At 66.9% G+C, this 11,399-nt stretch carries 6 protein-coding genes; 2 read left to right on the top strand and 4 right to left on the bottom strand.

What is annotated here, in order from left to right:
* Positions 1–604: 604 nt before the first annotated feature.
* The 4 genes from AMK22_RS36370 to AMK22_RS36355 are packed head-to-tail and all read right to left on the bottom strand — an operon-like array spanning position 605 to position 7,917.
* Positions 605–3,898, bottom strand: coding sequence for an SAV_2336 N-terminal domain-related protein (locus AMK22_RS36370; protein WP_073791958.1), 3,294 nt, complete (start codon positions 3,896–3,898; stop codon positions 605–607).
* Entirely contained in the window at positions 3,891–4,877 is a 987-nt protein-coding gene (locus AMK22_RS36365) for an AAA family ATPase (RefSeq protein WP_073791956.1), read from the bottom strand. The genes AMK22_RS36370 and AMK22_RS36365 overlap by 8 nt, the downstream gene beginning before the upstream one ends.
* Positions 4,874–6,955, bottom strand: a complete 2,082-nt coding sequence (locus AMK22_RS36360) for a hypothetical protein (RefSeq protein ID WP_143203656.1) — start codon at positions 6,953–6,955, stop codon at positions 4,874–4,876. The genes AMK22_RS36365 and AMK22_RS36360 overlap by 4 nt, the downstream gene beginning before the upstream one ends.
* A complete protein-coding gene (locus AMK22_RS36355; protein ID WP_073791953.1) occupies positions 6,952–7,917 on the bottom strand; it encodes a hypothetical protein in 966 nt (321 codons plus the stop codon). The genes AMK22_RS36360 and AMK22_RS36355 overlap by 4 nt, the downstream gene beginning before the upstream one ends.
* Positions 7,918–8,700: 783 nt before the next feature.
* Between AMK22_RS36355 and AMK22_RS36350 the strand changes: the two genes are divergently transcribed.
* Positions 8,701–9,561, top strand: coding sequence for a hypothetical protein (locus tag AMK22_RS36350; protein ID WP_073791951.1), 861 nt, complete (start codon positions 8,701–8,703; stop codon positions 9,559–9,561).
* Complete coding sequence (locus AMK22_RS36345) at positions 9,558–10,817, top strand: hypothetical protein (RefSeq protein ID WP_073791950.1); 1,260 nt, start codon at positions 9,558–9,560, stop codon at positions 10,815–10,817. Before AMK22_RS36350 ends, AMK22_RS36345 begins: the two co-directional genes overlap by 4 nt.
* Positions 10,818–11,399: the final 582 nt, after the last annotated feature.

Below are 11,399 nucleotides of genomic sequence, written 5' to 3'. Positions count from 1 at the left end.
CCCGCACACCGCCGAGCGCGACGCGGACGAACCTGCGGCCCATGGCGTGCGCGACGGACTCGCGAGCGCCCCCAGGAAGGCCCGGCGGCCGACGGGCGATCGCGGTGACTCCATCGTCTCCCCTTCATCGGCGACGCGCGGGAAACCGCGCGTCGCCGATGAAGGTACCGCCGGACCGGTCACACATGGCTGCGCTTCGGCCACGCTCCGATGTCGGCCACGGCCGATCTGCCCACTCATGGCCCGGGCAACTGTCACGCGACCGTCGGCGCAAGCCACCGTGACCAGCATTCCTATTTGGCATCGGGCAAGCATCGCGACCTGCACTACCGCCAAGTGGCTTCAGCGACTGGAAGCACGGAATGAGAGCCCGAATCTCACTGGCGCGAGTTTTGAGGGCGGTCGCCGTCCGCACATCTCACATGCAGCACCACGACCCCGGTCCAGATGGATACCCAATCAGGGCCCAGGCAGCTTCGCGGCAGGGCCTTGGATCCTCAACCTCTGCTTGGATTCCACTGTTCGACGGGACGGCAGCCCCAGCCGTGTGACATGAGGTCGACGACGAAGCAGGAGCGGGGCTCCACGTATTGCAAGACAGCCTTCAGCCGCCGTCGTGCCGAGCGACGTTGATGTCTTGCGCCAGGGCTGCAGAGCCGCGCCTCGTGGCACCGGAGCCCTGGTTGCCCGTCATCGCCACGTTCTGTGTGAACTCCAGCGCCTCGGTCTCGCGCATCCGCACCTCCACGTGCGGATGGAGCACAGGGATCTCAAAACCGCGGAACTCCAGGTATACATTCCCCGAATCCATCCGTCCGTCGAAGAGCAGTTGAGCATCCCGCTCAAAACTTACCTCGACCATATGGTCGTTGACCTCCCACAGCACGTCCACATCGTCTGATTCGGTGCAGTCGCCCTTATGCATAACCCCCTCAAGGACGAGTCGAACACCTACTCTTACCTGCCCAAGGACCAGGCCATTTTCATAGTCCTCCACAGTGTCCCAGACGATTGAATCCGTGTCCGGAGTGATGTCGTCGATGGTGGCGTCCGCAAGACCGGTGGGAAGTTCCACCCCGTTCAGTGTCCAGACCCCGGCCACCTCCACGTCGGACTCACCTGCGACGGGTGCACCGAGAAGCTCCTGACAAGCCGACGTCACCTCTGCGACCAGTGAGTCATACGTGTCTGTGACCAGTTGGTCACGGGCGACGTCGTCCTCGGTATCGAACAGAGATGGCTGATGCGCGGCATTACGAGCCGAAGTAATGCCGCCGTAGATGTCAAAATGATCGGCAACACTGCGCAACATTCCGACGAGCGTCTTTCTGTGCCCCAAGTCGGGGTGTCTTCCCTCTTGCAGTATCGCTTTGATGCTGTCCAACAGGAACGTCAGCTCCCGCGTGATCAAAGCTAGCTCGTTCGGCCCCTTGCGCTGCGCCAGCACCGCAGAGATATCCGGAGCAGGACGACCGGGCAGGTGGAACCAGGCGATGACGTCGCCCTGCTTGAATTCCAATACAGCCGCGGAAAAGAGCGCGGGCTCAATGAAACTGGCACCGTGCCTGATCACGCCCTCGTACAGGGATTGAGAGGCTACGACAAGGACATCGGCGTCTTCGACATCGAGCAGTTGCCGGGCGATCGGGGAGTCGACGAGCCGGCTGACGTGGCTGACCGTGCTGCCGCTGATGCCTGTGGCATCACGCCACACCGGACCGTCGTGCATGCCGATCCGCAGCCTCAGCGGAGGACGCCGCCCACGGTTCGTGAAGCGCAGTTCCTCGTACAAGAAGATCAACCAAGGGCCGACCACCTGGGCCGCTGGCACCTGGCCGTCCACCGTGAACAACGCGCCGTCGCCGCGGTCTTCCATGTGTACGGCCTCTGGCGGAACGTCGGCGTCTTCGAATGCCCTCTCCAGCACCTGGAACATTTGCTTACGTATCACCACGAATTCATCATCGTTGCGCATTCCGGAAGCAACGATGTCGACCATGATGACCATGGCGTTCATCGGGCCGCGTTTCAGGGCGCCGCTGGTAGTCCGCGCCCTCTGCCCGTCCGGTCCGCTTGTCGTCTCGACTGGGCTTGGAGGTTGCACCGGCCCACCGAGGCGGGCTGGGTGACTGTCCGAGGTCCTTGCAAGCAATGAGTGGAAGAGCTGCGCCATGGTGTTGTACAGGTCCACCCGGAGCCTGTCCTGCGGTCTCTTCACAGTGGCGGGGGCAGGGCGGTGTTGTCTCTCACCCGGTGATTGCGGCGTTGAGCCGGGCGTCAAGAGGGGGCTGGCTTCAGGTAGATGATCCCCTGCCTTGACGCCCAGCATCCGTGCCGTGGTAGCTGCCGCGTAGGCGATGGGGCGAATGCCGGCGGGCAGGGTTTCGGCGGCGTGGGCGGAACGCAGGATGACTGGAATGCCGTGAGGGGATTGCAGACGGGTGGCGAGGTGGTCGCTGAGGGCGAAGTGGGTGTCCCAGAGTTGGTCTCGGGTGAGCAGGCTCGTCAGGTGGTCCACCGCTTCGGGGTGGAACCGGTAGATCGTGTCGGCCGTTTCGGCGCGGGTGGCGGTGAGGAGGCCTGCGGTGAGGAACTCCGCGGTGTCAGCGAGCGTGGCATCCTGGACGAGGCGGTCGCGGAGCACGTCGAGGACGGGCAGCGTGAAGGAGCCGAGCGGGCAGGCCGCGATGGCGAGGCGGACGGCAGGTGATTCACGGTCGTCCGCGAATGCCTCGGCTCGCGCGCGTACCTGCTCGCCGGCAGGAGCAGGGGCGGGCTGGCCGGTCGGGACGGGACGGCGCTGGCGCATGGGTGGCCGGCCGGTCGCGGGGACGAGCACGGCCTCGCAGCCGGAGGGATCAGTGCGCATCAGGGTGCGGGCCCACGCCAGGATCTGGGTGGGGTCGAATTGCAGCACGGGCAGTGCTTGCCAGGGCTTGGTGTCCTGGGTTTCACGCAGAAGCCGTGGGCGTCGGTAGGACAGGAGCCGGCCGGGAGAGGCGGGGACGGTTGCGGCCGCGGTGGTGTGCGGGAGGTCCAAGCCTGAACGCTGCCAGAGCCGCTTGGGCAGCGGGTTGATGAGAGCGACCGGGGCCGTGCGGCCCCAGGTGTGAAGGGTCTTCCACAGGGTGTCCTGCCGCCAGGCGGGTGCCGCGCAGTCGGTGACGACAAGCAGGAGGCGGCGTGACGGCTGAGTGCGGTGGGTGGCGTCCCCGTTCAGGGGCAGCACACTGCCGTGATGGTCGTGCAGGACGGGGTCCTCGCCGGGCGGGTGCTCAATGTGCCAGACGCGGACGTCACGGAAGGCAGCCAGGGCGCGGAGGGTCTTGGTGAGGGTGCGGACCGTCTCGTCCCAGACCGCCATGGCGGTACCACGGTCCAGAACGACTACGGCCTCCAGCCATGGTTCCGGCGCGGGGGTGAGGCGGGGGACGAGCGCCCCGGTGCGGGTGTAGTGCTCGACGGTAGCGTCGACGTCGAGGCGCTGGTGGACGCCGGAGAGCCAGGGACGGCGCAGCGGACGCAGCGCGCGGCCGATGTCGAGAGCGTCAGGAAGAGCGGGGGAACGGCCCACACTGGCCCGCTTTCCGGTGATCGCGTGAGATCCCATCTGGTCCTCGAGCCACACCGAGGCTGCAGGATCTCGGGCTGTGCCCATCGTGTGCCCGCTTGCTTCGGCCCGGGCCCGGTGTCCGAGAGCGGTGCTGTCGGCTTGCTCTGGCTTGTGGTGCCGTTCCGCGTTGCCTGAGGCATCGGAGGACGCGCTGCTGGCGTCACTTTGGTCCCAGTGGGCCCAGGCGGAAGCGAGGACGACAGCGTCGAGGAGTTCCTTGACGTCGATGTCGCCGCGCTCCGCCGAAGCTAGCCGTGCCACGAGGGCGGCGGCGTCCTCAGCCACGGCCCAGCCCTTGCAACAACATGTCCTCAAGACTTTTCCGCTGGTCGTGATCCGGGACCTGGCCGCCGCGCAGAAGGTAGACCGCGTTCAGGAGCTGGTCAATCGCGACGTACTCACCAGCGTTCAGCTTCTTGAGGAAGTCCTGCACGAGGGCGGCGGTGGTGCTGTCCTCGATGTCGCCGAGATGGGAGGTCACGATATCTGTGAGTGTTTCCTCGGAGAGCGCTGGCATGTCGAAGCGGATGCAGCGGCGCAGGAAGGGGGCGGGGAAGTCGCGTTCGCCGTTGCTCGTCAGCACGATGACGGGGAACTCGGTGCACTGGATCCAGCCACGCTCGATTACGTGCGTGCCGTCTTTGTCAGCAGTGCGGACCGTGATCTCTGCCTTGTGGTGCCTGGCCAGTTCAGGGATCTCGAAGCCGCCACGTTCCAGGACGTCGAGAAGGTCGCTGGGCAGGTCGAGGTCGCTCTTGTCGATCTCGTCGATCAGCAGGGCGCGGGGACGGTCGCCAGGAAGGAGCGCGGTGCCCAGAGGCCCAAGCTGGACGAACTCGCCGATGTCATCCCCGCGCTCCTTGCCGTCGGTCCGGATCTTGCCGTCGACGGTGCGCAAGTTGTGGGCGTGGATGCGGCCAAGCGCGTCGTAGCGGTAGAGCGCGTCGGCGAGCGTGCTGCGCGAGGTGATGTGCCAGTGCAGTACCTGGCCCAGGCCGAGCTCGACGGCGATCTGCCGGATGACGGTGGACTTCCCCGAGCCCGCGCGGCCGGTCAGCAGCAGAGGGCGGCGCAGGTGCAGGGCAGCGTTCACCGCATTGACGAGGCCGGGGATGGGCCGGTAAGTGGTCGCGGGGTCCTTGCCCGAGTCGGCCTCCTGCTTCCGGGACGGTGCGCGCCACGGAGGCGGCGCCGGGAGCTTGGCCAGCTCCACGCCGTCCAGCGGAGGGACACCCGTGCCCCTGTAGTACGGGGTCCAGCTCATGCTCGCTCCTTCGACGCCATCTCGTCTGGTGCTGCCACGACCATGTCCGCCCGTCTAAGGCAGAACGCATGCCAGTCTCTGTCATGCCAGGCGGCGCGTACGGTGGCGAGGGGTTCTAGGTCATCATCGCTCGGGCCCGCCCCCCTCAGATGCTTTCGGTAGGCGTGGGAGATCTGCTGTGGCAGTGCCTGCCAGTGCTTTCCCACGGATGCCTGGATGACCAGCTCGTCGCTGACGTCCTTCTGCCGAGGCCAGACCAGCGCGGGCGTGTGCTCCAAGAGCTCCTGCGCCACGTAATCCCAGTCCGACTCCGGCAGGGAGGACAGTGCCCAAACATGTTGTCCGAAGCCGTGGTTGCTCAGGTGTTGCTGCAGGTGGTCAACGGTTTGCAGATGTTCGCCTCGGAGCCACTCGGGACCGCAGCAGTCGCTGTCGTCCAGGGAGGCCAGCAGTTGCGCGCCCACCTGGAGCATGTCCTCGACCGTAACGCCGATAGGCGGCGTCAGAAGCCCGGACCAGCGTGTTGTGACGGTGTAGTTGACCGCCAGCTTCTGCTTGCGGACGACGTGTTCTTCCGGAGGACTGTCCAGCAGCACCAGGGTGGGTGCGGCCACGTCGATGCGCTGCAGTGGCTGCTTCGCGATGTTGGCCCAGGGCAACGCCCACGCGACGGCTTCGGCCATGGCCCGCTTGAGTTCCTTGTCCCCGGTACCGCAGGGGAAACGGCTGCTGCTCAGCACAGCGCGTCCGAAAAGCAGCCAGGCGTCCACGCGGACGACGCTCTCGCCTCCGTCGTCGGCGAGCACCAGGACCAGGCGCGGAGCCTGGTCACCGTCAGGCTGATGATTGAGCTCGACCAGACGGCTGTTGACCACGGCCGTGAGCTCGAGGTCCTGCGCCCAGGCGAGGACTTCTGGAGGCAGTTGGCCCCGGTGTCCCGTCATGTGGGCCATGGCCGCGACCACATAGGCCAAGGCGCGCTGCTGGCCCTCTGCCGTGCTCCCGTGATGAGCGGCATGCTCGATGGTGTCCCGCAAAGTCCGGGGTGGTTCCTGTCGCACAAAGCCCAGCGGAAGACCGGCCAGCACACCGACCAGCCGCAGGCTCTCCTCGGTCAGGACCGGGCCGAACACTTTGCTGACGACGTTCAGCGTCTTGCGGCCGGCCTCAAGCTCAGCCTGTACTTCGCGCAGCCGCTGCACGGCGACCCAGGAGGCACCGCCGGTCGTGTGCTCGTTGTCCTTCAGCCAGGCAGCAAGCTCGTCCTCCGTGGACAACAGCAGGCTGCGGTCCACCCTCCGGCCGGCATCTTGCAGCGCCTGCCTTGCGATCGGTCCGAGCGGGCCGTTGCGAAAGGCTACGCGATTGCGGGCCAGCCAGAGAGCATCACCGACACGCGAGCTCCCGTCGAAGTCGCTGCGCCCCGGCTGCTGACCGCGGATCCGCTCACGGAGTCGCTCCATCAAGTCGTCGTCAACCTTCAGGAACTTTCCTGCGCCGGGCAGGCCCTCTGCGATGAGACGAGTGAGTTCCGTACTCAGTCGCATGTCGAACGCCGGCTGGTGCGCCGTGGCCGCGAAGAGGAGGGAGAACCGTACATCGCCCTCCTGCCGACCCGAAGTGACGTCCGGAGCGGCCGGCACCGCGCCCCCGGACAGGCAGGTGTCGACAATGGCGACCAGCCCGTTCAGACCAGGGTGGTTGAGCGCGTCGTTCAACAGGGAGGCGACGTTCACGTTCGTCAGCGGCGGGCTGTTCCTCTTGCCCGACGTGACGAAGTGCAGCGCAGCACCCCCAGCGCCTTCGCCGTGACCGAGCAGGGCGAGTATGAGGGTGCCGCCGTCACGCCGTGCCAGCTCAGCGGCCTTCTCCACAGCAGCCTCGACCACGCTCTTACCCAGGCCGGTACCGACGAGCAGGGAGTCGCTGCCACGGTCGGTACAACCCCCCAGCCGGGGGTCCACCAGCACCGCGTGAAGACCAACGGCAGCATCTTCCAGCCCCTCCAGCCTCGCACCGCCCTCGCACTGAGCGCCCACCACGAGCACGTGGCGCGGTGGGTTCGTACAGGCGGTCACGGCCTGAGCGCTTCGATCACCGGGCGGGCCACAGCCCCGTGCTCCAGGTACTTCGTTGCGGTGTGCGTCCACAGCCCATGGGAGTCAACCCGCTCCGTCACGGCCTTGACTCCGCTCTTGCTCGGGCCGATCCAGTTGGCCAGGTGCGGCCGACCCACCACGACGTCGTCTCGATCCCAGAAGTTGCACCAGGAGGCAACGTTCGCCGGGCAGGACGCCGGACGCGGGACGAGGCGGTCCAGCACCACCGTGCCCAGAGCCAGTGGAGAGCCCACAGTGATCCAGAGTGGCACCGCTCCGCCGTACTCGTGCAGCGCCTCGTACGTAACGACCGTGCCCAGGCTGTGCGAGACCACCACGAGAGGCCGCGCAGGGTCCAGACCCTCGATCACCCGCGCACGGACAGCCACGCCGAGTTCCGCCTTCTTGGGACGACGATCGAGATACCGGCCGACCTGAGCGAGCTGGAACAGGACCGCCCAGCCGTTCATCCACTGTGCCGCCTGGCGCAACCCCTGCAGGCGGAGCATCGTCGTCGTGACGCCGACCAGCCCACGAAAGCCCTCTCCCACCCCCTGGGACTGCCGTCCCTGGACGGCAGCCTCCAGCTGGTACCGCGCGTCAGCGATGACCCGGGCATCCTGCGCACTGCTCTCCGCCGGGAAATGTTCGGCAAGTTCCTCCAGCATCGCGTCAAGCAGCCCTGCGAGAAAAGGAACCTCATCCTCCTCGAGCTCCCCGGCAGCGTCGCCCTGGGCTCCTCGGCAGTTGAACAGGTCGCTGTAGTTGGCGAACGTGACATCCGCCAGCCAGCCCTGGGTCAGCCCGGAGATCGCATCGGCCATCTCGGCTTCCCGTGCTCCGGTGGCAAGCGCCTCCAGCCACTGGCGGCGGTCAGTAGCGGTGTCCCGCAGACCGCCGATGCCATGCACGAACAACAGTTGAGGCTTCCCCATGGCCATGACGCCCTTTCCCCTTCCCCTGCGAAGAGAACATTCTGCTGGATCCGGATTCCGCTATGCATCTGGACCGCACTTTTGGCCAGAAACCTCAAAGACACACTGATGCGACGCCAGAAGTAGGCACTTGGCACACCGCAGATCGCGGGTGGGGCGCCAACGGCGACCCGCCGCAGGAAGTCGTCGCAGCGTCACACTCCTCCTACCGATTCATCGGCCGCGGCCTCGGCCTTCACGGCTTCCTCCCCGCCGACTCCTACGCGCAGCGGTAACCCCTCGGGAGGCCTCGAACGGCACGCACTCGCCCCTCGGCGAGGCGAGTACAGAGCCAAGCGAGAGCGCATCACCCCTGTCTCTCCCTCTGCGCCGCCCCCCTGACCTCGGCAAACCCACACAGCAACGAATCACTCATGCGCGTGAAGGCCGCTGATGTAGCCGAACCGCACATGCCGGTCGCCGTAGCGTCATCGCCGATCTCGACGGTCTCGATCGATGCACGGGGGAGTGGCGAACGTGCACCCGAAGGACTACCGGACGAGTTCAGCCCGTCCGGTACCGGAAGGCCCCCGGACGGGAGCCTGATCGGACACCTGTCGAGTGGAGGATCTGGCTAAGGGCTGTCCCGTAATCCGTGGCGGACCAGCGCGTGGCGTCAGATGTGGTGCATCGCAAGACGGAGGGGCGTCCGCATACTGGACGTATGCGGACGTTCCGACAACGCGGCGAGGTGCCGCAGCTGTCGTCGCGCGCCCGCCAGGGATTACGGGACAGCCCTTAGCCTGCACCGTGGATTCGCAGCTGGGGCGGCGCAAGCTCGGGCCTATCGGGCTCTCGGACGACCGGTGGCTGTGGGAAGCGACCGAACACCGAATCACCCCGGAGCTGCGCGAGGCGCTGCTCGCCGTACGTGATGAGAGTCCGCGCCGGGCGAAGCTGAGCGCGCGGGACCGTGAGCGCCTCATTCATCAGTACGTCCGGGAGATCTTCGGCGACGAGGTCGGGATTCCGAGCTACGACGTGCTGCGCAGGGTGTGGTGTGACTGGTTCGGCTCCAGTGGCGGACGACAGCGCTATGCGCGCTCGGCCGCGATGGAGCAGAAGTACGCGACGGGCCGGCACATGGTGACGCACCGGCCCGGGCAGGTGGTGGCGCTGGACACCACAGTGCTGCCGGTGAAAGTACCGGAGGACGTGTTCGGCGAGCCGGTGTCGGTGCACCTGACGCTGGCGCTGGATGTGTACACGCACTCGATCGTGGCCAACCGGCTCAGTCTGGTCTCGGACCCCTCGGTCGACGTGGCGATGATGCTGCGGGACATGATGATGCCGCTGCCGATGCGCCCGGACCGGGGCGAGGACATGGAGTGGTCCTATCCCGGTCTCCCAGGTACGGCGGTGGCCGACTTCGCCGAGCACGAAGTGGCCGGGCTGCCGCTCTTCGCTCCGGAGACCGTCACCACCGACCACGGCTCCGTCTACCGCAACCACCATCTGGTCGAGGTCCAGCGGGTTGTCGACGCGAACATCAAACCGGGCCGGGTGCTCCGCCGCGCTGGCAAGAAGGCCGTGGAGCGCACTTTCGGACGACGGCCCGCCCGCTGGGGCCGGGTACCGGTGGCGGAGGGCTCTGACATCATGCGGCCGTGATCACTGCGGACGACAACCTGCTGACCGGCCTGGACGAAGTGAACTGGGCGAACCTGAACCATGCCTACGGGACGGCCGCCGATGTGCCCGGCCATCTGCGCACCCTGTGCGGAGATGACGAGCAGGCACGGCAGCAGGCCGTCAGCAGCCTGTTCGATCACCTCGCGCACCAGGGAACCCGCTGTCAGGCATCTCCGTACGCCGTACCGTTCCTTGCCCGGATCGCCCTCGCCGGCCCGGATCCGGCGCGTGAGCACGCGTTGGAGCTCCTGACCGGCCTCGCGGTCAACTGGGACGAGGAGTGCGAGATCACCGGCGGGGCCGACATCGCCGCTTGGCGCGCGGAGGCCGCCGAGAACTCCTCCGACAAACTCCTCCCGCTGTACGAGGAAGCGCTGGCCGCCGAGCAGGACGAGCAGCGACGCCGCAACCTACAAGACATCCGGGATTGGGTGGCGGCCGGCAATCCGGTCCATGTCCGTGACTCTTCGATGCGTTCGTACAACGCCGTACTTGCCGAACTTCCAGCCCTGCGCGGTCTCTTGGATGATGACAATCCCCGAGTCCGAACCAGGACCGCCTACCTGCTGACCTGGTTTCCCGAACTGGCGGGCACCTCCCTGCCCCTCCTGCTCGGCCTTGCTGCGCACGAGGACGATGCCGTCGCGAAAGCCACCTCGCTCGTAGCCGTCGGCATCCTCGGCACGACGGCCCTCCCGGAGACCCTCACCGCCAGTCTGGACGCCGAGGACGGTCTCGTACGCTGGGCTGCCGCCGTCGCCATCGCCCAGACCGCCCGAAGCGCTGCCGCAGAACTCGACGGTCCGTTCCTCGACCGGGCCGTTGCCGAACTCGCTGCCGCAGCCGCGACCCCTGCGCCTGTACCCGCGACCGACTACAGCCTGGGCGACTTCCACGGTCACACCGCCGACGTTCTGCTGGCCCTTCCGCCCTCCCCCACCTCGCGCGCCGCAGTCGCCGCCTGCCTGCCGTCCGTCAGCACGTCGCAAAGGGCGTCCAAGGCGAAAGCGGTTCTGCCAGACCTGTTCCCTGGCCCCCTGCCCGACCCCCGCCCCCCGTACGCACACCTCCCCCGCCCCCAGCAGCAGCTTTTGTATGCGCTCGCCGACCTCTTTGAAGGATGGTGGAACACGGAGGAGGACCTGGGCGAGAGCCTCGCCACTTACGGACTTCCGGCCACCCACGCAGGCTTGCGCGCGTACATCGGGCTTCCCGCGGTCGACCACGGGTGCTGATCAGCACGTGGCCGGGGCCCGCACCGACCTGCCGCCGGCCCCTACAGAGGGTGGCAGTTGCCGAACACCAGGCCGAAATCACATGGCAGAGCCTTCACGACCGCCCGGTAGAGGTGGCGCGGCAGGTGAGGGCCTGGGCCACTCGCGGGGCGGGTTCACCAGCAGGCTTCACTTGAGCGCTGACGGCTGTTGCCGCCTGTTGTCCCTGATCACCACGTGTCCCTGATCACCACGCCGGAGCAACAAGCGGAATGCACCCAGTTCAAGGCAGTGCCAGAGAAGATCCGCGTTCCCAGGCGCGGCCCGGGAAGGCCCTGCAAGAAGCCCGAAACAGCGTCGCGGCCGACAAGGCATACAGCAATGGCCCCTGCCACGAATACACGCGCGCCAAGGCATCCGCCACACCATCCCGGAAAAGACCGACAGCCAGGCCGCCCGCCTGCGCAAAGGCGCACGCGGCGGACGACCACCCGCCTTCGACGATGAGCGATACAAGGATCGCAACACCATCGAGCAATCAACCGGCTCAAGCAGCATCGGGCCGTGGCAACCAGGTACGACAAAGCGCGGCTACGTCTACCT

This window comes from Streptomyces sp. CB01580 (assembly GCF_001905795.1).
Taxonomy (GTDB): Bacteria; Actinomycetota; Actinomycetes; order Streptomycetales; family Streptomycetaceae; genus Streptomyces.
The sequence above is the reverse complement of the archived record's forward strand: the minus strand, read 5'-3'. Positions and strand labels throughout refer to the sequence as shown.

Bases quoted from the DNA above. Each gene is read 5' to 3' on its own strand.
- AMK22_RS36365 (WP_073791956.1), bottom strand. From the start codon at position 4,877: ATGAGCTGGACCCCGTACTACAGGGGCACGGGTGTCCCTCCGCTGGAC.
- AMK22_RS36355 (WP_073791953.1), bottom strand. From the start codon at position 7,917: ATGGCCATGGGGAAGCCTCAACTGTTGTTCGTGCATGGCATCGGCGGT.